Raw genomic sequence first — 24,228 nt, 5'->3', positions numbered from 1 at the left:
GACCACACAAGGAGTCCCCATGCTGATCAAAACCCGTTCAACACGCCGTCAGCAGTGACATCACCCCGCTACGGGCTTACGAAGGTCGCCGGGCACTGCTCAAGCAGATGGCATTAGGGGTGGCGGGCGCTGGCATGGCCAGTTGGGCTTCGCGCCAGGCACTGGCCGAGAGCAGTGCTTGGGGGGATCGCCCTGGCAAGCTGGCCCCGTTGGCTTCCAAGCCGTCTACCGTGGCTGCCGCGCTGGCCATGGAGAAGGTGACGGCCTACAAAGACGCCACTTCGTACAACAACTACTACGAATTCGGCACTGACAAGGCCGACCCTGGTGTCAATGCCCACACTCTGAAGACTTCGCCCTGGTCGGTCGAGATCGAAGGGCTGGTGAAGAAGCCGGGCAAGTTGGCGCTGGAGGACCTGCTCAAGCTCAGTCCCATGGAGGAGCGTATTTACCGCCTGCGTTGCGTGGAGGGCTGGTCCATGGTGATCCCCTGGGTGGGTTACTCGCTGGCCGAGCTGATCAAGAAAGTGGAGCCGCTGGGCAACGCCAAGTACGTGGAATTTGTAACGCTGGCCGATCCCAAGACCATGCCGTTTGTGGGTTCCCGCATTCTGGATTGGCCGTATACCGAAGGCCTGCGCCTGGACGAGGCCATGCACCCACTGACGCTGCTGAGCTTTGGCATGTATGGCGAGGTGTTGCCGAACCAGAGCGGTGCGCCGGTGCGCCTGGTGGTGCCTTGGAAATACGGGTTCAAGAGCGGGAAGAGCATTGTCAAGATACGCTTTACCGAGAAGCAGCCCGGCACGGCCTGGAACAAGGCCGCGGCCAATGAGTACGGTTTTTATTCCAATGTGAACCCCAATGTGGACCACCCGCGCTGGAGTCAGGCGACCGAACGCCGCATTGGCGAAGATGGCCTGTTTGCCAAGAAGCGCAAGACCCTGATGTTCAACGGCTACGAGGCCCAGGTGGGGCAGTTGTACGCCGGCATGGACCTCAAAAAGTTCTACTGACCCGTGGCGATCGTGAACTCTTGGTTGGCCCACCGCGCGGCCAAGCCGGTGGTGTTTTGCCTTGCCGCTTTGCCGCTGCTCTGGCTGGTGTACGCGGCGTTTGCCGATCGTCTGGGCGCCAACCCCGCTGAAGCGCTGGTGCGTGCCACGGGTGACTGGACCCTGCGCGCGCTGTGTGTGGTGCTGACGGTAACGCCGCTGCGCACTATCACGGGCTGGCCCTCACTGGCCCGGCTGCGGCGCATGCTAGGGCTGTGGACCTTTGCCTATGCGGTGCTGCATATGCTGTCGTACAGCTGGTTCGACATGGGGCTGGACGTGCCAGACATTGCCGCTGACATCGCTAAGCGGCCTTTCATTCTGGTGGGGTTCACAGCTTTGCTGCTGCTGACCGCACTGGCCGCCACCTCGTTCAACCGCGTGATCAAGGCCATGGGCGCCAAGCGCTGGCAGGCCCTGCATCGGTCGGTGTACGCTGTGGCCGGGCTGGCCATTCTGCATTTCTTCTGGATGCGTGCTGGCAAGCACAACTTTGCCGAGGTGGCGGTGTATGCCGCCATCCTGGGTACGTTGCTGGGTTGGCGCCTCGTGCAGTTTATAAAGAAAAAGCGGCGTTAGCCCCCGTGGAATATGCGCGAGTAGCTACTGAATTTGTAGCAAATTACAGCAGCTTCTCGCCCCGCATCTGGTCTGCTAGGGTATCGCGTGCGCGGATCAAATGGCTGTGGTCGCCGTCCACCAAGACCTCTGCCGCCTTGGCGCGCGAGTTGTAGTTGCTGGCCATGCTCATGCAGTAGGCCCCTGCCGACAGCACAGCCAACTGATCGCCGGCCTGCACGTTCAGCGCACGGTCGTGGCCAATCCAGTCGCCGCTTTCACATACGGGGCCTACGACATCAAACACTTCACTACCCGGGGTCGCCAGCTTGGCACCGTCCAGCGGCACGATGCCGTGGAACGCTTGGTACATCGCGGGTCGGGGCAGGTCGTTCATGGCGGCGTCGACAATGCAGAAGCTCTTCTGTTCGCCGGGTTTCATGTACAGCACCTCGGTTACGCAGATGCCCGCATTGCCCACCAGCGAGCGACCGGGCTCGATCATCAGCTGGCGCTGGCCAAAGCCGCGTGCGTCCAGCTTGGCCAGCAGCTTGGCCCACAGGGCATCGGCAGCGGGCGGGGTGTCGCCGTTGTAGTTGATGCCCAGGCCACCGCCAAAGTCGATGTGGTGGATGGGGATGCCTGCGGCCTCGATGGATTCCACCAAATCCAACATGCGATCCATGGCGTCCAGGTAGGGCGTCTCTTCGGTGATCTGGGAGCCGATGTGGCAGTCAATGCCCACGACCTGCAGGCCGGGCAGGGCGGCCGCGCGCTGGTAGGTGGCTAGCGTGCGCTCATGCGCGACGCCAAACTTGTTGCCCTTGAGCCCGGTGGAAATGTAGGGATGCGTCTTGGGGTCGACGTTGGGGTTCACGCGAATGCTGATGCGTGCCTGGGTACCTACGCTCACAGCCACTTCGTTGAGCACGTCGATCTCGGCTTCACTTTCCACGTTGAAGCAGCCAATGCCCACGCGCAGGGCCTCGCGCATTTCTGCACGGGTCTTGCCCACGCCCGAGAAGATGATCTTGCTGGCATCGCCGCCGGCCGCCAGCACGCGGGCCAGTTCGCCACCCGAAACGATGTCAAAGCCGCAGCCGGCTTTGGCAAAAAGCTGCAACACGGCCAGCGAGGAGTTGGCCTTCATGGCGTAGCAGATCTGCGCATTGCGACCGGCAAAGCCCTTTTGATAGGCCGCCAGTGCAGCCAACATCGAAGCTTTGGAGTACACGAACAAAGGCGTTCCATGCTGCTGGGCCAGCTGCGCGACCGCAGTGCCTTCAACGTGGAGCTGGCCGTTGGCGTAGTGAATATGGGGGTGTCCGGGAAGCGTGGGCTGGCTCATGGGGTGGTGTTCGTGGTGGTACTGGTGGCTGCAGGTGCGGCTACCGGGGCCGCAGTGGCCTTGGTGCTGCGCGCAGCTTGTGAGGAGGGTAAATACAGCGAGCCCGTCTGCCCGCAGGCCGCCACAGTGAGCACACTGGCGGCAAGGACAAGGCGACTGACTAGAATTTGCGTTGCTTTCAACATGGTGAAATTGTAATGACCGACCCGGAATTCATGGACCGCGCAGAAACCTTGCTCAAGGCAGTGGAGCAGTGTTGCGACCGCATTAACGACGATTCCGATGCTGACGTGGACAACCAGCGCGTCGGCGGCATGATCACGCTGACCTTTGCCAACCGCAGCCAGATCATCATCAATCTGCAAAAACCACTGCATGAAGTGTGGATGGCTGCCAAATCCGGCGGCTACCACTACCGCTGGGTAGACGGGCAGTGGCAGGACACCAAGGGGCAGGGCGAGTTCTTTGCGGCTTTGACCTCCAATGCCAGCGCGCAGAGCGGCTTGGCATTGGTTTTCACAGCCTGATTAGTTTTTGAAGAGGTCGATGATCTTTTTCTTTTCATCGGCCGCTGGCAAAGACTCAGGCGTTTCTTCCGGTTTGTCGCTCAAGCCCAGGCTGGATATGCCAGCGCCCTTGGCGTACTCCTCGTAAAACCATTCGTTGCCCAGGTGCACTACGCCTTCAGGCGCCACAGGCTCCATCACGGGCACACCCTTGAGCGCGGTTTCCATGAAGCTGATCCATACCGGCAGACTCAACCCTCCGCCAGTTTCCCGGTCGCCCAGCTTGCGCGGTGTGTCGTAGCCAATCCAGGTCACCGCGGTGAGCGTGGGCTGGTAGCCCGCAAACCAGGCGTCCATGGAGTCATTGGTGGTACCCGTCTTGCCGTAGAGGTCGGGGCGCTTCAGCGTGGCTTGTGCCCGTGCAGCGGTACCCGAGCGGGTGACTTCTTGCAACAGGCTGGACATCATGAAGGCGTTGCGCGCGTCAATCGCGCGCTCTGAATCGGCCAGCACAGGCGGGGTGGATTCCACCAATACCTTGCCGCGCTGCTCGCTGACCTTGGACACCAGCCAGGGGTTGACGCGGTAGCCGCCGTTGGCAAACACCGAATAACCAGCGGCCATCTGGATAGGCGTCACGTTGCCGGCGCCCAAGGCCATCGTCAGGTAGGGCGGGTGCTTTTCTGCATCAAAGCCGAATTTGGTGATCCAGTCCTGGGCGTACTGCGTGCCAATGCTTTGCAGAATGCGGATTGAGATCATGTTCTTGGACTTGGCCAGGCCGCGGCGCATGGTCATGGGGCCTTCAAAGGTGCCGTCGTAGTTCTTGGGCTCCCAGGGTTGTCCTCCGGTCACGCCCGCGTCAAAGAACAGTGGGGCGTCGTTAATGACCGTAGCTGGCGTGAAGCCCTTTTCCAGCGATGCCGAGTAGATAAAAGGCTTGAAGCTGGAGCCTGGCTGGCGCCACGCCTGGATCACGTGGTTGAACTTGTTCTTGGCGAAGTCAAAGCCACCGACCAAGGCCTTGATCGATCCATCACGGGGGTCGATCGCGACAAATGCGCCCTCGACTTCCGGCAACTGGGTGATTTCCCATGTGCCTTTAACCGTCTTGGCAACACGGATGATGGCGCCGCGGCGTATTTTGATATTGGGCTGCGCTTTCTCAGACAGGCCGGACTGGGCGGGCTTGAGGCCATCGCCCGAAATTTCAACCAATTCTGCGTTCTGCCGGATGGCTTTGATGTGCTTGGTGTCAGCCTCAAGTACTACGGCGGACATGACGTCACCGTTGTCAGGATGCTCGTCAAGCGCCTCATCGATCGCGTCTTCGATTTCTTGCGGGTTGTTGGACAGGTTGATGAACTTTTCGGGTCCGCGGTATACCTGCCGCCGTTCGAAATCCATGATGCCGCGGCGCAGCGCCTTATAGGCCGCGATCTGTTGGTCTGTGCGCAGCGTGGTTTGCACATTCAGCCCGCGGGTATAGGTTTCTTCGCCGTACTGGGCAAACATCAGCTGGCGCACCATTTCGGCCACGTATTCGGCATGCACTTGGTTGGCTGCCGGCCCGGTCTTGATCTTCAACTCCTGTTTTTTTGCAGTCTCCGCTTCCTGGTCGTTGATAAAGCCGTTCTCCAGCATGCGGTCGATGATGTACTGCTGGCGGATTTTGGCCCGCTTGGGGTTGCTGATTGGGTTGTAGGCCGATGGTGCCTTGGGGAGGCCGGCCAGCATGGCTGCTTCGGCCACGGTGATGTCTTTCAACGGCTTGCCAAAGTAGGTTTCGGACGCGGCTGCAAAGCCATACGCCCGATTTCCCAGAAAAATCTGGTTCATATAGATTTCCAGAATCTGGTCTTTGGTCAGTGCGTGTTCCAGCTTGAAGGTCAGCAGGATTTCGTAAATCTTGCGAGTAAAGGTTTTCTCGGACGACAGGTAGACATTGCGCGCCACCTGCATGGTGATGGTGGAGGCGCCCTGGCTTTTGACCCGTCCCACATTGGCCAGGCCGGCCCGGATCACTCCGAGGTAGTCCACACCGCCGTGTTGGTAGAACCTGGCATCTTCCACCGCCAGGATAGCGTCGGTCATGACCTTGGGGATTTCTTTGATGGGCGTCAGGTTGCGACGTTCCTCGCCAAATTCTCCGATCAGGTCACCGTCCGCAGAAAAAACCCGCAATGGCAACTTGGGGCGGTAGTCCGACAGGTCCGAGATATCCGGCAGGTTGGGAAACGCCATCGACAGAGCCAATGCCACCAGGATCAGCACGGATGCCAGCCCTGCCAAGCCCAACCCCGCGATCCACAAAAGGATGCGCACCGACCAGTGCAATGCCTTGCGTGGAGGAGTTGGCTTGCTACTTTTTTCGTTAGAGGGGCTGGAGGTGGACATAAAACATTCGGTAAGTTCGCGTAGGCATTATAAAAATGCGCTTTTGGGCGAGGGCCGGGCGGGTGGCAAATGCCATGCACCCCAAAGTCGGCTGCAAGCCACGGTCACAGGTATTCTCGACGACCGCTATGTAAAAAGGAGCAGAAAACGTCTGCTTTTGGCAACGTTCCTATAAATCAAATTTCCGAAAAACCTTTGCCGGACAAGGATCTTACTGATAGCATTCAAGTGATTTCTTAAGTTTGCCTGGCCATTTGTCGGGCTGTTTCAGGGGACCGTTTTGATCTCATTGGGGTCGTTATTCAGTCGACAGCCAGCTCCCATGTTGGGGTTGGACATTAGTTCGTCCAGTGTCAAGCTGGTGGAGCTGGGCCGTGACAAAGCGGGGAATTTGGTGTTGGAGCGTTGCGCCATTGAGCCTTTGGAGCGCGGATGGATATCCGACGGCAACATCGAAAAGTTCGATGAAGTCGCCGATGCGGTTCGCCGTCTGGTCAAGAAAAGCGGCACTAAAACAAAAAATGTGGCGATGGCGTTGCCGCCATCCGCAGTGATCACCAAAAAAATCATTCTGCCAGGCGGAATGACCGATTTGGATCTTGAAGCCCAGGTGGAGTCGGAAGCCAATCAATACATCCCGTTCCCTTTGGATGAGGTGAGTCTCGATTTTTGTGTGGTTGGTCCCAGCGCCTCCTCTGCTGGTGACATTGAAGTTCTCATCGCCGCTTCTCGCCGCGAAAAGGTTCAGGATGTCCAGGGACTTGCGGAAGCTGCAGGTTTAGTTCCAGTGATTGTTGACGTGGAGTCCTATGCGTCCCGCTTGGCAGCGGGCCGGTTGATTGAGAACTTGCCCAGCAAAGGTGCAGGTTTAATCGTTGCCTTATTCGAAATCGGCGCCTTAACGACCAGCATGCAGGTGTTGCGCGATGAAGAAGTACTGTATGACCGCGATCAAGCCTTTGGTGGTGCCCAACTGACGCAGCTGATTGTTCGTCAATACGGCTTTTCACAAGAAGAGGCTGAAAGCAAGAAGCGCAGTGGCGAGTTGCCGGAGGACTATGAGTCTGCGGTCCTGAAACCGTTTATCGACACGATGGTGCAGGAGTTGGGGCGTGCCTTGCAATTCTTTTTCACCAGTACGCCGCACAACAAGGTGGACTACATCATGCTAGCCGGTGGTTCCGCAGCCCTGCCTGGGCTAACCACGGTGGTTACCCAGCATACGACCTTCCCCTGCAGCCTGCTCAATCCATTTGATGGTATGGAAATTGGCGATGGCGTGCGCCTCAAGCGCATGACCCGTGAAGCACCGTCCTATCTCACATCTTGTGGCCTGGCATTGCGGAGGTTTTCGCAATGATCTTGATTAACTTACTGCCGCACCGCGAGGCTGCGCGCAAAAAGCGGCGCGATGTATTCAATGTTTCTCTGGGGGCTTCTGCGCTCTTGGGCGGACTGGTTGCGGGCTCTATTTTCCTGTGGTACCAAGCGGCCATAGCTTCGCAGCAGTCGAACAATTTGATTCTCGAAACCGAGATTAAAAAGCTGGAAGGTCAGATCAAGGATATTGCTACCTTGGAAGGGGAGATTGCTGCTCTGAGAGCGCGCCAACAGGCTGTGGAGGATTTGCAGTCTGATCGGAACCTTCCTGTGCATTTGTTGACCGAGCTGGTTAATCAGTTGCCAGATGGCGTCTATATCAACAAGATGGCCCAGGTTGATCAGTCGGTCACTCTCAACGGCGTAGCGCAATCCAATGAGCGAGTGTCTGAATTGTTGAGGAATTTGGCGAATAACACCCCTTGGTTCGCCAAGCCTGAGTTGGTTGAGATTGTTTCTGGTTCTGTGGCGGTATCTGCCAAGGAGCAAAAGCGGGTTGCCAATTTTGTAATCAAAGTTCGGCTGGTGCGTTCCAGTGAGGCTGCAAAAACTGCAGTCACGGCATCTTCTACCCCCATGGCAACGGCAGCAGCTTCGGCCAGTCTAGATGCTAAAAAATAGAAAACTCCGCTATGGCAACTAGTCTCCCCAAGTCTTTTGATTTCGCAGTTTTCCAAGAAAAACTGTTGAATCAGTTCCGCGATCTAGATCCCAAAGATCCTTCGCTTTGGCCGACGATACCCAAGTACGCATTGTTTGCGTTTACCAGTGTAGTGATTGTTGTCGCTCTCTGGTTTGCATGGCTTGGTGGCTCTGAAGAGACTTTGCGGCAGGAGCAAGAAAAAGAGACTAAATTGCGTGACGACTACAAAACGAAATTGACCAAGGCGGTCAATTTGGATGTCCTGAAAAAGCAGCGTGAACAAGTGCAGCAGTATGTGACGCAGCTTGAGAAGCAACTCCCCAGCAAAGCGGAAATGGACGCTTTGTTGTCGGACATCAATCAAGCGGGGCTTGGGCGCAGTTTGCAATTTGACCTGTTTAGACCAGGCCAAATTGCAGTGAAAGAATATTATGCGGAGCTGCCGATCACAATCAGAGTCACTGGGCGATACCATGATATTGGCGCTTTTGCATCAGACATCGCGAATTTATCGCGTATTGTGACCTTGAACAATTTAACAATTGCACCTCGACCAGACAATACCTTGACTCTGGACTCCACTGCGAAGACCTTCCGCTACCTGGATAAAGATGAAGTGAATGCGCAGCGCAAGGCGACAACAGGGGCAAAAAAATGATGCTTGTACGGGTATCAATTTCCCTTTTTTTGCTTGCGTTGTTGGCTGGATGTGGATCTTCCAGTGAAGACGAAATTCGGCAATGGATGGTCGATGAACGTAATCAAACGCGTCCTAAAGTCGCGCCGATACCTGCACCCAAGCAATTTGTTCCAGAGGCTTATAGCAGCAATGCATCTGTTGAGCCGTTTAGCAACCAGAAGTTGACCCAAGCGCTGAAGCGTGACTCATCGCAGACCGTTGCGAATGGTGCTCTTGTTGCGCCTGAATTGGCAAGACGCAAGGAACCGTTGGAGGCCTTCCCCTTGGATTCCGCCGCTCTTGTCGGAAGTCTTGTGAAAGCTGGGCAACCCGTGGCTTTGATCAAGGTCGACAACTTGCTCTACCAAGTGAAGGTAGGTAATTATCTCGGACAAAACTATGGGCGAGTTACCAAAATCAGCGAGACCGTCGTGACGCTGCGTGAAATCGTGCAGGACGCCGCAGGCGAATGGATTGAACGCGCTGCAACACTAGAGTTGCAAGAGAGGTCGAAATGATGAACCAGAATTTTTTGCAGGGATTTGGAATGTTCAGAAGTTTGTGGGTTGCGTTGCTGTTGTGTCTCAATGGGTTTGCGCACGCACAAACCGCTATTGAATCTGTTACTGGCACCGTCCAGAGCGGCGCGGAAGTTGTACGGATTGATTTGTCGCAACCGCTTGCAGCCCTACCTACAGGATTCGCCATTCAGTCGCCGGCTCGGATTGCGCTGGACTTCCCCGGTGTAGCGAATGCTATGGGCCGCTCCACAATTGAAATTAACCAAGGTAATTTACGCTCGGTGAGCGTCGTTCAAGCAGGCGATAGGACCCGTGTAGTCTTGAATCTCAAGACGCCTGCTGCATACAAAGCTGAAATTCAAGGTAAATCGCTGCTTGTCTCTCTGGAAACCGCTGTGTCTACAAATGTCGCACCCGCCACGGCATTTGCTGAGAACCGTAGCCGAGACACGGCACCTATCAAAGATTTGGACTTCCGCCGCACCGGCGATGGTGCCGGGCGGATCGTGGTCTCTTTGCCAAACAACCAAGTTGGTGTGGATATTCGACAGCAGGGGCAAACCCTGGTGGTTGAATTCATGAAGTCCACGTTGCCAGAGGGTTTGCGTCGTCGCTTGGATGTGAGCGATTTTGGAACTCCGGTGAAGACGGTTACGTCATCCCAATCAGGCGATCGCGTTCGAATGGTGATCGAGCCCCAAGGATTGTGGGAGCACAGTGCTTATCAAAGTGATGAACAGTTTGTTATTGAAGTGAAAGAAGTTAAGGTAGACCCGAAGAAGTTGACCCAGGGTACGGGTTACAACGGCCAGAAACTGTCGCTTAATTTTCAGAATATTGAGGTTCGCTCGCTGTTGCAAGTCATTGCCGACTTCACGAACTTCAACATTGTGACGTCGGATTCAGTGTCGGGCTCAGTGACCCTGCGATTGCAGGATGTCCCATGGGATCAGGCACTGGATATTATTCTGCAGGCAAAAGGCTTGGGCATGCGCAAGAGTGGCAACGTACTTTGGGTCGCCCCTAAAGACGAGATCACCGCCAAGGAAAAGTTGGACTTGGAAACTGTGGTTGCAGTGCAGAACCTAGAGCCCTTGCGAACACAGTCCTTTCAAATCAACTACGGCAAAGCTTCGGATATTGCGGCCGGTCTCGTTGCAGCTGGCTCTGGTCCCGGTGCTGGCGTTACTCCTAGTCGTATTCTCAGCAACCGAGGCAGTGTGATTTATGAGAACCGAACTAACCAACTCTTTGTGACGGATATACCCAGCAAGTTGGAGCAGGTGCAACAACTAATTGCCAAAATCGATATTGCCGTACGCCAAGTGTTAATTGAAGCGCGCATCGTTGAGGCATCTGATAGTTTCGGTAAATCATTGGGTGTGAAGTTGGGGGGCGGAGGCACTGCCGCTGCTTCAGGCGATCAGCCAGGTATAGCGATTGGTTCCAGTTACGTAGTGGGTTCTGCAGCAACCACTTCGGGTAATTTTGTTAACTTACCTTCTACTGGTGCATTGGGTTCGAGTACACCAGGACAGATCGCGTTCTCGATCTTTGGAGCTGCTGCTGATAGATTCTTGAATCTGGAAATCTCCGCATTGGAGGCTGACGGTAAAGGCAAAGTGGTGTCCAGTCCTCGCGTAGTCACCGCCGATCAGATCAAAGCGTTGATCGAACAAGGTACAGAGCTCCCCTACCAAGTCGCGTCTTCGAGTGGTGCAACTTCCATTGCCTTCCGCAAAGCCAATTTGAAGCTGGAAGTGACGCCTCAAATTACGCCAGAAGGCAACATTATTTTGGCCCTGGATATCACCAAGGACACGGTCGGTCAATCTACGCCCGCTGGTTTCGCTATCGATACCAAGCACGTCCAAACGCAAGTCTTGGTGGAAAACGGCGGCACCGTCGTCATCGGTGGCATCTTTACCGAAGATCAGACTGAGAGCGAGACCAAGGTGCCTTTCTTTGGGGACTTGCCTGGCCTTGGTGTGTTGTTCCGCAACCGTGCGCGTTCGACCACCAAACGCGAAATGCTGGTTTTCATCACGCCCAAAACCTTGGCAGACAAGGCCATCGGTCGTTGATGCGGGTTGGATGGATGGTTTGAATTCGGAGTTGCGCATTAGTTTTGTGGGATTGCCTGGTTCGGGCAAGACCACCGTAGGACGGCAGTTGGCGCGCCGGTTGCGGTTGCCCTTTGTGGACTCTGATCAGGCGATTGAGGCGCGACTGGGGTGTTCCATCCGCGAGTTCTTTGATCGCGAAGGTGAAGCCCGCTTCCGCGATATTGAGGAAGAGGTGATTGAGACCTTGACCCAAGATCCTGCGTGCGTGATCTCCACGGGCGGAGGTGCCGTGCTGCGGCAGGGCAATCGCGCACATTTGCATGGCAGAAGCCATGTGGTTTATCTGAAGTCCACACCTGAAGAGCTGTTTCGACGGTTGCGCCATGATGTGAGCCGTCCCTTGCTGCAGGTGGCGGATCCCTTGGCGCGCATGCGCGAACTCTTTACGATCCGCGACCCGCTGTACCGTGAAACGGCCCATTTCACGTTAGAGACTGGGCGTCCTTCGGTTGCGACTTTGGTCAATATGGTGGTGATGCAGCTCGAACTGTCAGGGCATTTGCCTACCTGCTGAAAAAGCACACGTGTGCCATGGCTGGTGCATGAACCATCCCTTGGTTCCAAACCTCTAAACTCGGGGGTATGACATCCCCGAATTTCCACACCGTAGATATCGCTTTGGCCGAGCGTAGCTACCCTATTCAAGTGGGCACCGGCCTGCTTGGCACGGCTGATGTGTACGTCGCACTGCCAAAAGCCAGCCATGCCGTGGTCGTTTCCAACACCACAGTTGCGCCCTTGTATGCCGAGGCGCTGCTCGCAGCGTTGAAGCCGCGCTACGCCAATGTGCAGTTAGTCACGCTGCCTGACGGCGAGGTCTTCAAGACCTGGCAAACCCTGAATCAGATTTTTGATGCACTGCTGTCCGAAGGCTGTGACCGCAAGACCATCCTGTTTGCCCTGGGCGGCGGTGTGGTGGGGGACATGACCGGGTTTGCCGCGGCCAGCTACATGCGCGGTGTGCCGTTTGTGCAGGTGCCGACGACGCTGCTGTCGCAGGTGGACTCTTCGGTGGGGGGCAAGACCGGCATCAACCACCCCCTGGGCAAAAACATGATCGGCGCGTTCTACCAGCCCCAGCTGGTGGTCTGCGATCTGGACACGCTCAAGACCTTGCCGACGCGTGAACTGAGTGCGGGCTTGGCCGAAGTCATCAAGTATGGTCCGATTGCCGACATGGCCTTCCTGGACTGGATCGAGGCCCACCTGGATGCCCTGTTGGCCCGCGACCCCGTGGCGCTGGCCCACGCGGTACGCCGCAGCTGCGAGATCAAGGCCTGGGTGGTGGGGCAGGACGAGCGCGAAGCCGGCCTGCGCGCCATTCTGAACTTTGGACACACCTTTGGCCATGCCATCGAAGCGGGCCTGGGCTATGGTGAATGGTTGCACGGGGAGGCTGTGGGCTGTGGCATGGTCATGGCGGCGCATCTGTCGCACAAGCTGGGCCTGGTGGACGCCGCCTTTGTGGAGCGCCTGACGCAGCTGGTCAAAAAGGCGGGCCTGCCCATCGTGGGGCCGCAGTTGGACGCCAAGGACAACGCGGGCCGCTACCTGGAGCTGATGCGCCTGGACAAGAAGTCCGAGGCGGGTGACATCCGCTTCGTGGTGATCGACGGTCCCGCGCGCGCATCGGTACGCGGTGCGCCTGATGCCCTGGTGCGTGAGGTGATCGATGCTTGCTGTGCAGGCTGATTGCTATGGTTATGATAGCTTCTTGCGCAATGTCCATGGGGGCTAGGGCCTGATTTCTCTATGAACCTGCAGCCCTATGCCTGCGATCCGACCCAGTCGCGCGGCCGGCGCTTTGCGGAACCGCAGGCACCCACGCGCACCGCGTTCCAGCGTGACCGCGACCGCATCGTGCACTCCACGGCATTCCGCCGCTTGGTCTACAAAACCCAGGTTTTTATCAACCACGAGGGTGATCTGTTTCGCACGCGCTTGACCCATTCGCTGGAGGTGGCGCAACTGGGCCGCTCCATCGCGCGCACTTTGGGCCTGAGTGAGGATTTGGTGGAGACGGTTGCATTAGCCCATGACCTGGGTCACACGCCGTTTGGTCACGCCGGGCAGGACGCATTGCATGACTGCATGGCACCGTTTGGCGGGTTTGAACATAACCTGCAAAGCCTGCGCGTAGTGGATCACCTGGAAGAGCGTTATCCGCAGTTTGACGGTCTGAACCTGAGCTTCGAATCGCGCGAGGGCATTCTCAAACACTGCTCCCGCACCAACGCTGAGCTGCTGGAGGCCCAGGAGCCCGCGTTTGCCGATGGCGCAGGCGGAGTGGGGCAGCGGTTTTTGAACCACACCCAGCCCAGCCTGGAGGCGCAGCTGTGCAATGTGGCCGACGAAATTGCCTACAACGCGCACGACATTGACGATGGCGTGCGCTCCGGCCTCTTGACCTTGGCGCAGATGCGCGAGGTGCCGCTGTTTGACGGCTATTGCGAGGCGGCGCTGCGCCAGCATCCCTCGCTGGCAGACCTTGGGCAGGCGCGCCGCCTGCTGTACGAATCCATCCGCCTCATGCTCAGTGACCAGGTGTACGACGTGATGGCGGCCACGCAGGCGGCCATCGATGAACACAAGCCGCAAAGCGTGCAGGACGTGCGGGCTGGCCGTGCGCTGGTCGGCTTCAGCCCCGACATGCGGGCGCAGTCCAAGGTGCTGAAGTCCTTTTTGTTTCGCCAGCTGTACCGCCACCCCCAGGTCGTGCAGACCATGGACGCGGCCAAGCAGGTGGTGCGCGAACTCTTTGACGCCTACGGCCAGACCCCTGCGCATATGCAGGGCGGTGCCGGTGCCCACGCCCTGGCTGCCCAGCAAGCCGCGGGCGATGCCAGTGCCTTCCATCGCACCGTTGCCGACTACATTGCGGGCATGACGGACCGGTTTGCGCTGCGTGAGCATGAACGCTTGACCGGGCGGCGCCTGTTGGTGGAGTAGGGCATGAGCAACCAAGACCGCGAGGAAGCGCCAGACACAGTTGTCGCCGCGACACAGCAGTGGCTGGAGCGCGCCGTCATTGGCCTGAACCTCTGCCCGTTTGCCAAGGCCGTGCATGTCAAAGGCCAGATCCACTACGTGGTCTGCGACAGCAGTGATGCGCAAACGGTGCTGGACCAGCTCGAGGCTGAGCTGCTCGCCCTGCACGCGGCCGACCCGGAGCAGCGGGATACGACCCTGCTGATCGCGCCGACCCTGCACCCGGATTTTCTGGATTTCAACGACTTCCTGGCCTCGGCCGATGCGCTGCTGCGTCGGCACAAGCTGGTGGGCACGCTGCAAATCGCCAGCTTCCATCCGCAGTTCCAGTTTGCCGGCACCGAGCCGGACGACATTACCAATTACACCAACCGCGCGCCATACCCCATCCTGCATTTGCTGCGCGAAGACAGTCTGGACCGGGCCGTACAAGCCTTCCCCGAGGCCGAAGCGATCTTCGAGAAAAACATGCAGACGCTGGAAGACCTGGGCCACGCCGGCTGGGCCGCCCTGGGCTTGCACACCCCGCCCGGCGTCCACTGAGAAAGCCTTTCCATGACCTCCCGCCCCAACATTGCCAAGCGCCCGCCCAAGGCCACCGCCGCGCAAAATCCCGCCGCGCATCCCCTGGCCGATGAGGTGCGTCCCGGCCAGTCGGTGGAGTTGCTCAAGGAACTCCACATCCTCACCCGTGAGGGCAAGCTCAACCAGGACTCGCGCCGCAAGCTCAAGCAGGTCTACCACCTCTACCAGTTCATTGAGAAGCTGATGCTGGAGCTGCCCGCCGCAGAGGGGCGTGCGCTCACCTTGGCCGACCATGGCGCCGGCAAGTCCTACCTGGGCTTCATCCTGTACGACCTGTATTTCAAGAACCTGCCGACCAGCCATCTGTATGGCATCGAGACGCGCACCGAGCTGGTGGACAAGTCGCGGGCCCTGGCCCAGCAGCTGGGTTTTGGCCGCATGTCGTTTCTGAATGTCAGCGTCGCCGAATCCACGCAGTCCGCGGCCTTGCCTGACCAGATCGATGTGGTGACCGCGCTGCACGCTTGCGACACGGCCACCGACGACGCGATTGCCTTTGGCCTGCAAAAGAAAGCGCGCGCCTTTGTGCTCGTCCCCTGCTGCCAGGCCGAAGTGGCGCGCCACCTGAGCCAGAGCAAGGCCTTGTCGCTCACGCGCACACCGCTGGCCGAGCTGTGGCGCCACCCGCTGCACACGCGTGAAATGGGTAGCCAGATCACCAATGTGCTGCGCTGCCTGTACCTGGAGGCCCATGGTTACCAGGTCACTGTGACCGAGCTGGTGGGCTGGGAGCACAGCATGAAGAATGAGCTCATCCTGGCCCGTTACACCGGGCAGCGTAAGCGGGCCGCGGCCCAGCGTTTGCGCGCCATATTGGAGGAATTTGGCCTGTTGGCCCTGCTTGACACACGGTTTACATTGCCAGAAGACAATCTGGAAGACAACGCATTGCCCGCCTGAGGCGTTATGGGCAGATTGCGTTTGGAATGAAAGATTTGGAGAGATCAATGCAAACTTGGATGAAATTGGTGGGTACCCTGGCCGTGGTGGCAGTCTTGGGCGCTTGCGCCACCAGCAGCCCCGATGTGGTTCAGCGCGGCGACGCCCAGCGCATGGCCCAGGTGCAAGACGGCGTGGTGCTGTCGGTGCGCAATGTGGTGGTGGATGGCAGCCAGACTGGCGCGGGTGCTGCGGTTGGTGGTGTGGTGGGTGCCATTGGCGGTTACAGCGGCAGCAGCGTGTCGCGCGAAGCCCAGGTGCTGGGCGTGCTCGCGGGTGTGGCCGGTGCCGCCGCGGGCAATGCCATCGAGCGCTTTTCCACCAAAGAAGACGCGGTGGAAATCCTCGTGCAACTCAAGGGCGGCGATCGCCGTGCCATCGTGCAAGCCAAGGGCAGTGAGCTGCTCGCGGCTGGCGACTCTGTGATCATCGTCACCACCGGTGGCAAGGTGCGCGTGACCAAGGCGCCCAAGTAAGCTGACGTAGATCAAGGCCGCCGCCAGTTCGGCGTCCCACAATCGGGGCTAAGCGAGCGCACGGGTGCGCTCGCTGTGTTTTGGGCCCCTTGTATGCCGATAGAGCTCTACCGAGACGCCAACCACTGCTGCGTCATGTTCACCGATCTGGTGTCCGATGAAACCGAGGCCGTGCAGGCCAACCAGTTTCTGATCGTCAACCACGGCTCCGGCGTCATCCTCGATCCCGGGGGCAACATGACGTACAACGAGCTGAATCTCACCATGCGACGCTACATCGCGCCGCAGCATCTGGACTACATCCTGGCCTCGCACGCCGACCCAGACATCATTGCCTCGCTGGACCGCTGGATGACGTCCACCCAGGCCAAGCTGGTGATTTCCAAGTTGTGGGCCCGCTTTGCTCCGCATTTCTGCAAGATCGGCAAGACCGAAGACCGCATCATCGGTATCCCTGACGAGGGAGGCCGGTTGCGGTATGGCAAGGCGGACTTGTGGCTGTTGCCTGCCCACTTTTTGCACTCCGAAGGCAACTTCCAGTTCTACGACCCCATCAGCAAAATCCTGTTCTCCGGTGACCTTGGTGTTTCTCTGGTCAGCGGCTACGAGGCACAGCAGAGCGTGACCAGCCTCGCGCCTATGCCGCCGGGCATGGAGGCATTTCACCGCCGCTACATGGTCAGCAACAAGATTCTGAAACTCTGGGTACGCATGGTGCGGGATCTGGACATTTCCATGATCGTGCCCCAACACGGAGCACCGCTGAAAGGGGAGGCGATTGGCCAGTTGCTGGACTGGCTGGAGACCTTGTCCTGCGGCATTGATCTGATGGGGACTCCCCAGTACCAGCTGCCGCACGCCCGTCTTTGAATGGCTACCGCTTGTTTTCAGGCAAACTCATGCGATGGCACGGCTTCCTCGTTTGACCCTGGCGGGTTACCCGCACCACGTTATCCAGCGGGGCAATAACCGCCAGCCCATCTGCTTGGACACGGCAGATTTCCAGTTCCTGCTGACGCTGTTTTACGAGAACGCGCGCAAGTTCGGCGTGTCTGTTCACGCCTATGTGCTGATGGACAACCACTTCCACCTGTTGGCCACACCGTCTACCGACGAAGCCTTGCCCAAGATGATGCAGGCCGTGGGGCGCAGCTATGTGCGCTACTTCAACGACCGCTACCAGCGCAGCGGCACCCTGTGGGAAGGGCGCTACAAGTCCACCCTGATCGAGACAGACCGCTATTTGCTGGCCTGCATGGTCTATATCGACCTCAACCCCGTGCGAGCCGGCCTGGTAGCGCAGGCGAGGGACTATCCCTGGTCCAGCCACGGTCACTACAGCGGCTTGCAGGCCGACAAGCTGGTCACCCCCCACCCCTTGGTTTGGAACCTTGGCAACACGCCGTTTGCGCGCGAGGCTGCGTACGCCCAATTGGTGCAAGACGGCATCAGCCAGGGGCAACAGGCGGCGTTGACCGACGCAGTGTTGCGCGGTTGGGCGCTGGGCGAGGAGGGGTTTCTGTCTGAACTTCAAAAGAAAACACCCCGCCGGCTAAGCAAAAGCAGTCCTGGTAGACCGTCCAGCGCCGAAAGTTAGGTGTGAAATCGGACTCTAACCCCCGTATTTGCTGCGCTAATAGCTATCATTTTTAATATGTCCCTATTTATTTCTCGATAAAAACGTTCAACAAATAATTGGAATCTGACCCCATTTATTGTGCTTGGCACTCTTGTTGCATTGCAGTATTCTTCGCTTCCACTGTAATTTTCAGGAGTGCGCCATGACCACGGCAGCCGAAATCCAACACCTCAAAGACCACGGTTTGTATTCCACCGCCAATGAGCACGATGCGTGCGGCGTGGGTTTTGTGGCCCATATTCGCGGTGAAAAGAGCCACGACATTGTCAAGAACGCCCTGAAGATTCTCGAAAACCTGGACCACCGGGGTGCCGTGGGAGCCGATGCTCTGATGGGCGATGGCGCTGGCATTTTGATCCAACTGCCCGACGCGCTGTACCGCGAGGAGATGTCGGCCCAGGGCGTGACCTTGCCACCACCCGGTGAATATGGCGTGGGCATGATCTTCCTGCCCAAGGAACACGCCTCCCGCCTGGCCTGTGAACAGGAAATGGAACGCGCCATCAAGGCCGAAGGCCAGGTGCTGCTCGGCTGGCGCGATGTGCCGGTCAACCGCGACATGCCCATGTCGCCCACCGTGCGCGCCAAGGAACCCGTCCTGCGCCAGGTCTTCATCGGCCGTGGCAATGACGTGATCGTGCAGGACGCGCTGGAGCGCAAGCTGTACGTGATCCGCAAGACCGCCAGCGCCGCCATCCAGAACCTGCAGCTCAAGCACAGCAAAGAGTATTACGTGCCCAGCATGTCCAGCCGCACCGTGGTCTACAAAGGCCTGCTGCTGGCTGATCAGGTGGGCGTGTACTTCAAGGACCTCGAAGATGCGCGCTGCGTGTCGGCCCTGGGCCTGGTGCACCAGCGCTTCTCCACCAACACCTTCCCCGAGTGGCCGCTGGCCCACCCCTACCGCTATGTGGCGCACAACGGTGAAATCAACACCGTCAAGGGCAACTACAACTGGATGAAGGCGCGCGAAGGCGTCATGTCCTCGCCTGTGCTGGCCGCTGACCTGCAAAAGCTCTACCCCATCAGCTTTGCCGACCAGTCCGACACCGCGACCTTCGACAACTGCCTGGAACTGCTGACCATGGCGGGCTACCCCATCAGCCAGGCCGTGATGATGATGATCCCCGAGCCCTGGGAGCAGCACACCACCATGGACGAACGCCGCAAGGCCTTCTATGAGTACCACGCCGCGATGATGGAACCCTGGGACGGCCCGGCCTCCATCGTGTTCACCGACGGCCGCCAGATCGGAGCCACGCTGGACCGCAACGGCCTGCGTCCCTCGCGCTACTGCATCACCGATGACGATCTGGTCATCATGGGCTCCGAGTCCGGCGTGTTGCCCGTGCCCGAAAACAAGATCGTGCGCAAATGGCGCCTGCAGCCCGGCAAGATGTTCCTGATCGATCTGGAACAGGGCCGCATGATCGACGACGAAGAGCTCAAGGCCAACCTGGCCAACAGCAAGCCCTACAAGCAGTGGATTGAAAACCTGCGCATCAAGCTGGACGACGTGCAGGGCGGCGGTGAGCCTGCCTCTTTCTCCGAGAGCGAAGTGTCTCTGCTGGACCGCCAACAGGCATTCGGCTTCACACAAGAAGACCTGAAGTTCCTGATCGCCCCCATGGCCAGTGCTGGCGAAGAAGCCATTGGCTCCATGGGCAATGACAGCCCCTTGGCCGTGTTGAGCGACAAGAACAAGCCGCTGTACAGCTACTTCAAGCAGCTGTTTGCGCAGGTGACCAACCCGCCCATCGACCCGATCCGCGAAGCCATCGTGATGTCGCTGGTGTCCTTCATCGGCCCCAAGCCCAACCTGCTGGACATCAACCAGGTCAATCCGCCCATGCGGCTGGAAGTGGCGCAGCCGATTCTGGACTTTGCCGACATGGCCAAGCTCCGCAACATCGAGCAGCACACCCAGGGCAAGTTCCGCAGTCACACGCTGGACATCACCTACCCGTTGGCCTGGGGCCACGAGGGTGTGGAAGCCAAGTTGGCGTCGCTGTGCGCCGAAGCCGTGGACGCGATCAAGGGTGGCAAGAACATCCTGATCATCAGCGACCGTGGCGTGTCGGCCGCCCAGGTGGCGATTCCCGCGCTGTTGGCCCTGTCGGCCATCCACCAGCACCTGGTCGGTGCTGGTTTGCGCACCACCGCAGGCTTGGTGGTGGAAACCGGTACGGCCCGCGAAGTGCACCACTTTGCCGTGCTGGCGGGTTACGGCGCAGAAGCCGTGCACCCCTACCTGGCGATGGAGACCCTGGCCAGCATCCACAAGGACCTGCCTGGCGACTTGAGCGCCGACAAGGCCATCTACAACTACATCAAGGCGATCGGCAAGGGCCTGTCCAAGATCATGTCCAAGATGGGCGTGTCTACCTACATGAGCTACTGCGGTGCCCAGCTGTTCGAAGCCATTGGCCTGAACACCGAGACCATCGACAAGTACTTCACCCGCACGCCCAGCCGTGTGGAAGGCATCGGCGTCTTCGAGATCGCCGAAGAGTCCATCCGCACCCACAAACTGGCCTTTGGCGACAGCCCTGTGCTGGCCAACGCACTGGAAACCGGTGGCGAATACGCCTGGCGTGTGCGTGGCGAAGACCATATGTGGACGCCCGATGCGATTGCCAAGCTGCAACACTCCACACGTGCCAACAACTGGAACACCTACAAGGAATACGCGCAGATCATCAACGACCAGAGCAAGCGCCACCTGACGCTACGCGGCCTGTTCGAGTTCAAGATCGATCCTGCCAAAGCCATTCCGGTGGACGAAGTGGAAAGCGCCAAGGAAATCGTCAAGCGCTTTGCCACCGGCGCCATGTCCCTGGGCTCGATTTCTACCGAAGCCCACGCCACGCTGGCCATTGCCATGAACCGCATCGGCGGCAAGAGCAACACGGGTGAGGGCGGTGAAGACCCCGCACGTTACCGCCAAGAGCTCAAGGGCATCCCGATCAAGCAGGGCCAGACCATGGCCGACATCATCGGCAAAGACGTGGTGGAAGTGGATATCCCCATGAACGCTGGCGACAGCCTGCGCTCCCGCATCAAGCAGGTCGCCTCCGGCCGCTTCGGTGTGACGGCTGAGTACCTGAACAGTGCCGACCAGATTCAGATCAAGATGGCCCAGGGTGCCAAGCCTGGTGAAGGCGGCCAGCTGCCCGGTGGCAAGGTGTCCGACTACATCGGCAAGCTGCGCCACTCGGTGCCTGGTGTGGGCCTGATTTCGCCCCCGCCGCATCACGACATCTACTCCATCGAGGATTTGGCCCAGTTAATCCACGACCTGAAGAACGTGGCACCCCACAGCTCCATCAGCGTGAAGCTGGTGTCTGAAATCGGTGTGGGCACCATTGCCGCCGGTGTGGCCAAGTGCAAGAGCGACCACGTGGTGATCGCCGGGCACGACGGTGGTACTGGTGCCTCGCCCTGGTCGTCCATCAAGCATGCCGGTTCGCCATGGGAAATTGGCCTTGCCGAAACCCAGCAGACCCTGGTGCTGAACCGCCTGCGCAGCCGTATCCGCGTGCAGGCCGACGGCCAGATGAAGACCGGCCGCGACGTCGCCATTGGTGCCTTGCTGGGTGCCGATGAATTCGGCTTCGCCACCGCACCGCTGGTGGTCGAAGGCTGCATCATGATGCGCAAGTGCCACCTGAACACCTGCCCCGTGGGCGTGGCCACACAAGACCCCGTGTTGCGCGCCAAGTTCTCGGGTAAGCCCGAGCACGTGGTCAATTACTTCTTTTTTATCGCCGAAGAAGTGCGCCAGATCATGGCCCAGTTGGGCATTCGCAAGTTTGATGACCTGATTGGTCGCTCGGACCTGCTCGACACCCGCAAGGGCATTGAACATTGGAAGGCCCAGGGCCTGGACTTTGCCCGCCTGTTTGCCCAGCCGCAAGTGCCCGCCGATGTACCCCGCTTCCAGACGCTGACGCAAGACCACGGTCTGGAAAAAGCCCTGGACAACGTGCTGATCGCCAAGAGCCGCGCTGCCATCGACAAGGGTGAACGCGTGCAGTTCATGGAAGTGGCCCGCAACGTGAACCGCTCGGTGGGCGCCATGCTCTCCGGCGCAGTGACCAAGGTGCACCCCGAGGGCCTGCCGGATGACACCATCCGCATCCAGCTCGAAGGCACAGGCGGCCAGTCCTTTGGCGCCTTCCTGACCCGCGGCATTACGCTGTACTTGATCGGCGATGCCAACGACTACACCGGCAAGGGCCTGTCCGGTGGCCGCGTAGTGGTGCGCCCCAGCATCGACTTCCGCGGCGAAGCCATCCGCAACACCATCGTGGGCAACACCGTGATGTACGGCGCCACCGCGGGTGAGGCCTTTTTCAGCGGTGTCGGTGGCGAACGCTTTGCAGTACGCCTGTCGGGTGCCACCGCAGTGGTCGAAGGCACAGGCGACCACGGTTGCGAATACATGACCGGCGGCACTGTGGCTGTGCTGGGCAAGACCGGCCGCAACTTTGCAGCCGGTATGAGCGGCGGCATTGCCTATGTGTTTGATGAAGACGGCCAGTTCGCCAAGCGCTGCAACACGGCCATGGTCAGCCTGGAAAAAGTGCTGACTGCCAAGGAGCAGGAAGCCAGCATCGACAAGGCTGTGTGGCACCGTAGCGAGAGCGATGAAGCCCAGCTCAAGAAGCTGCTGGAAGACCACAACCGCTGGACCGGCAGCAAGCGTGCCCGCGAGTTGCTGGACAACTGGGATGCCTCCCGCGCCAAGTTCGTCAAGGTCTTCCCCAACGAGTACAAACGTGCCCTGGGCGAGATCCATGCACGCAAAGTGGCCAAAGCCCCCGTCAAATCTGCGTCAGCAGCTATCAAAAAAGAAGCGGCTCCCGCCAAGTAAGAAGGAAAAATCATGGGAAAAGTCACTGGCTTCATGGAGTTTGAGCGCCTCGAAGAGGGCTACAAACCCGTCACCGAGCGTCTGAAGCACTACAAGGAATTTGTGGTGGGTCTGGACGATGCACAGGCCAACAAGCAGGCTGCGCGCTGCATGGACTGCGGCACACCGTTTTGCAACAACGGCTGCCCGGTCAACAACATCATTCCGGACTTCAACGACCTGGTCTATACGAACAACTGGAAGGCAGCGATTGACACGCTGCACAGCACCAACAACTTCCCCGAGTTCACCGGCCGCATCTGCCCCGCGCCCTGCGAGGCCGCCTGCACGCTGAACGTGAATGACGACGCCGTGGGCATCAAGTCCATCGAGCACGCCATCATCGACCGCGCCTGGTCGGAAGGCTGGGTTAAGCCCCAGCCCGCCAAGGTCAAGACCGGCAAGAAGGTGGCCGTGGTGGGTTCCGGCCCTGCCGGTATGGCCGCGGCCCAGCAACTGGCCCGCGCCGGCCACGACGTGACGCTGTTCGAGAAGAACGACCGCATCGGTGGCCTGCTGCGCTATGGCATTCCCGACTTCAAGATGGAGAAGTCCCACATCGACCGCCGTGCTGAGCAGATGGTGGCCGAGGGCGTGACCATCCGCACCAGCGTGCTGGTGGGGGAGATGCCCAAGGGCTCCAAGGTCACCAACTGGGCCAAGGAAACTATCTCTGCGGACCAGCTGAAGAAAGACTTTGACGCCGTGCTGTTGACTGGCGGCTCTGAGCAATCGCGTGACCTACCCGTTCCCGGCCGCGACCTGGACGGCATCCACTTCGCGATGGAGTTCCTGCCCCAGCAAAACAAGGTTAACGCGGGCGACAAGCTCAAGGGCCAGTTGCGCGCCGATGGCAAGCATGTCATCGTCATTGGCGGTGGCGACACCGGCTCTGATTGCGTGGGCACCAGCAACCGCCATGGCGCAGTCAGCGTCACCCAATTCGAGGTCATGCCTCAGCCACCCGAAGAAGAAAACCGCCCCATGACCTGGCCGTACTGGCCGCTGAAACTGCGCACCAGCTCCAGCCACGAAGAGGGTTGCGAGCGCGTGTTCTCGATTTCCACCAAGGAATTCATCGGCGAAAAAGGCAAGGTCACCGGCCTGAAGACCGTGCAGGTCGAGTTCAAGGACGGCAAACTGGTCGATGTGCCTGGTACCGAAAAAGTGCTCAAGGCCGATCTGGTGCTGCTGGCCATGGGCTTTGTGAATCCGGTGGCGACCATCCTGGACGTGTTTGGCGTGGACAAGGACGCCCGTGGCAACGCCAAGGCCAGCACCGAATTCATCGGCGGCTATGCCACCAACGTGCCCAAGGTGTTTGCCGCTGGCGACATGCGCCGCGGCCAGAGCCTGGTGGTGTGGGCGATCCGCGAAGGCCGTCAGGCCGCGCGATCGGTCGACGAGTTCCTGATGGGCTTCAGCGACTTGCCCCGTTGATCCCGGGTAATCCCTTATGATTCCAAGGCCGGG

Annotated in this window: 20 protein-coding genes and 1 pseudogene; 18 read left to right on the top strand and 3 right to left on the bottom strand. The window is 59.1% G+C overall.

Features of this window, described 5'->3' with window-relative positions; translation table 11 throughout:
* Positions 1-41: 41 nt before the first annotated feature.
* Together msrP and J2X15_RS04985 are read left to right on the top strand one after the other, a co-directional pair.
* Positions 42-1,016, top strand: a pseudogene (gene msrP / locus J2X15_RS04990) (protein-methionine-sulfoxide reductase catalytic subunit MsrP); the annotation flags it as partial.
* A gap of 12 nt (positions 1,017-1,028) precedes the next feature.
* The gene (locus J2X15_RS04985; protein WP_310339967.1) at positions 1,029-1,634 is read left to right on the top strand and encodes a protein-methionine-sulfoxide reductase heme-binding subunit MsrQ; all 606 of its coding nucleotides are present in this window, start codon (positions 1,029-1,031) and stop codon (positions 1,632-1,634) included.
* A 43-nt stretch (positions 1,635-1,677) separates the two neighbouring features.
* On the opposite strand, the gene lysA is transcribed toward J2X15_RS04985, so the two are convergent.
* Positions 1,678-2,961 carry a diaminopimelate decarboxylase gene (lysA, locus tag J2X15_RS04980; RefSeq protein WP_310339966.1) on the bottom strand — a complete coding sequence of 428 codons (1,284 nt, stop codon included), beginning with the start codon at positions 2,959-2,961 and terminating at the stop codon, positions 1,678-1,680.
* Complete coding sequence (gene lptM, locus J2X15_RS04975; protein ID WP_310339965.1) at positions 2,958-3,146, bottom strand: LPS translocon maturation chaperone LptM; 189 nt, start codon at positions 3,144-3,146, stop codon at positions 2,958-2,960. Before lptM ends, lysA begins: the two co-directional genes overlap by 4 nt.
* 12 nt (positions 3,147-3,158) lie before the next feature.
* Here lptM and cyaY point away from each other — a divergent pair, with 12 nt between their 5' ends.
* Positions 3,159-3,488: an iron donor protein CyaY gene (gene cyaY / locus J2X15_RS04970; RefSeq protein ID WP_310339964.1), complete on the top strand. Its 330-nt coding sequence runs from the start codon at positions 3,159-3,161 to the stop codon at positions 3,486-3,488.
* On the opposite strand, the gene J2X15_RS04965 is transcribed toward cyaY, so the two are convergent.
* On the bottom strand, positions 3,489-5,864 hold the full coding sequence (locus J2X15_RS04965; RefSeq protein ID WP_310339963.1) for a penicillin-binding protein 1A: 2,376 nt from the start codon (positions 5,862-5,864) through the stop codon (positions 3,489-3,491).
* A gap of 280 nt (positions 5,865-6,144) precedes the next feature.
* Here J2X15_RS04965 and J2X15_RS04960 point away from each other — a divergent pair, with 280 nt between their 5' ends.
* From J2X15_RS04960 to J2X15_RS04890, 15 genes are all read left to right on the top strand, one after another.
* Positions 6,145-7,224 (top strand): pilus assembly protein PilM, encoded by a 1,080-nt coding sequence (locus J2X15_RS04960; protein ID WP_310339961.1) that lies wholly within the window; start codon positions 6,145-6,147, stop codon positions 7,222-7,224.
* The gene (locus J2X15_RS04955; RefSeq protein ID WP_310339959.1) at positions 7,221-7,865 is read left to right on the top strand and encodes a PilN domain-containing protein; all 645 of its coding nucleotides are present in this window, start codon (positions 7,221-7,223) and stop codon (positions 7,863-7,865) included. The genes J2X15_RS04960 and J2X15_RS04955 overlap by 4 nt, the downstream gene beginning before the upstream one ends.
* A gap of 11 nt (positions 7,866-7,876) precedes the next feature.
* A complete protein-coding gene (locus J2X15_RS04950; RefSeq protein WP_310339958.1) occupies positions 7,877-8,545 on the top strand; it encodes a type IV pilus inner membrane component PilO in 669 nt (222 codons plus the stop codon).
* Positions 8,545-9,084: a pilus assembly protein PilP gene (locus J2X15_RS04945; RefSeq protein ID WP_409034257.1), complete on the top strand. Its 540-nt coding sequence runs from the start codon at positions 8,545-8,547 to the stop codon at positions 9,082-9,084. The genes J2X15_RS04950 and J2X15_RS04945 overlap by 1 nt, the downstream gene beginning before the upstream one ends.
* Positions 9,084-11,171 (top strand): type IV pilus secretin PilQ, encoded by a 2,088-nt coding sequence (locus J2X15_RS04940; protein ID WP_409034256.1) that lies wholly within the window; start codon positions 9,084-9,086, stop codon positions 11,169-11,171. The genes J2X15_RS04945 and J2X15_RS04940 overlap by 1 nt, the downstream gene beginning before the upstream one ends.
* A gap of 31 nt (positions 11,172-11,202) precedes the next feature.
* A complete protein-coding gene (locus tag J2X15_RS04935) occupies positions 11,203-11,727 on the top strand; it encodes a shikimate kinase (RefSeq protein WP_310341209.1) in 525 nt (174 codons plus the stop codon).
* 68 nt (positions 11,728-11,795) lie between these two features.
* On the top strand, positions 11,796-12,905 hold the full coding sequence (gene aroB, locus J2X15_RS04930; RefSeq protein WP_310339956.1) for a 3-dehydroquinate synthase: 1,110 nt from the start codon (positions 11,796-11,798) through the stop codon (positions 12,903-12,905).
* A 60-nt stretch (positions 12,906-12,965) separates the two neighbouring features.
* On the top strand, positions 12,966-14,162 hold the full coding sequence (locus J2X15_RS04925) for a deoxyguanosinetriphosphate triphosphohydrolase (RefSeq protein ID WP_310339955.1): 1,197 nt from the start codon (positions 12,966-12,968) through the stop codon (positions 14,160-14,162).
* Positions 14,163-14,165: 3 nt separating this feature from the next.
* Positions 14,166-14,744, top strand: coding sequence for a DUF1415 domain-containing protein (locus J2X15_RS04920; protein WP_310339954.1), 579 nt, complete (start codon positions 14,166-14,168; stop codon positions 14,742-14,744).
* Between the two features lie 12 nt (positions 14,745-14,756).
* Complete coding sequence (locus J2X15_RS04915) at positions 14,757-15,686, top strand: class I SAM-dependent methyltransferase (protein WP_310339952.1); 930 nt, start codon at positions 14,757-14,759, stop codon at positions 15,684-15,686.
* 47 nt (positions 15,687-15,733) lie between these two features.
* Positions 15,734-16,201, top strand: coding sequence for a hypothetical protein (locus J2X15_RS04910; protein ID WP_310339950.1), 468 nt, complete (start codon positions 15,734-15,736; stop codon positions 16,199-16,201).
* A 93-nt stretch (positions 16,202-16,294) separates the two neighbouring features.
* Positions 16,295-17,071 carry an oxygen-binding di-iron domain-containing protein gene (locus J2X15_RS04905; RefSeq protein WP_310339949.1) on the top strand — a complete coding sequence of 259 codons (777 nt, stop codon included), beginning with the start codon at positions 16,295-16,297 and terminating at the stop codon, positions 17,069-17,071.
* A gap of 34 nt (positions 17,072-17,105) precedes the next feature.
* Positions 17,106-17,798 carry an REP-associated tyrosine transposase gene (locus J2X15_RS04900; protein ID WP_310339948.1) on the top strand — a complete coding sequence of 231 codons (693 nt, stop codon included), beginning with the start codon at positions 17,106-17,108 and terminating at the stop codon, positions 17,796-17,798.
* Positions 17,799-17,982: 184 nt separating this feature from the next.
* Positions 17,983-22,716 (top strand): glutamate synthase-related protein, encoded by a 4,734-nt coding sequence (locus J2X15_RS04895; RefSeq protein WP_310339947.1) that lies wholly within the window; start codon positions 17,983-17,985, stop codon positions 22,714-22,716.
* 12 nt (positions 22,717-22,728) lie between these two features.
* Positions 22,729-24,195, top strand: coding sequence for a glutamate synthase subunit beta (locus J2X15_RS04890; protein WP_310339946.1), 1,467 nt, complete (start codon positions 22,729-22,731; stop codon positions 24,193-24,195).
* Positions 24,196-24,228: the final 33 nt, after the last annotated feature.

The organism is Rhodoferax saidenbachensis, from assembly GCF_031457975.1.
Taxonomy (GTDB): domain Bacteria; phylum Pseudomonadota; class Gammaproteobacteria; order Burkholderiales; family Burkholderiaceae_C; genus Allorhodoferax; species Allorhodoferax saidenbachensis_A.
Note: the sequence above shows the minus strand (reverse complement) of the source record. Positions and strands in the feature narration are given on the sequence as shown.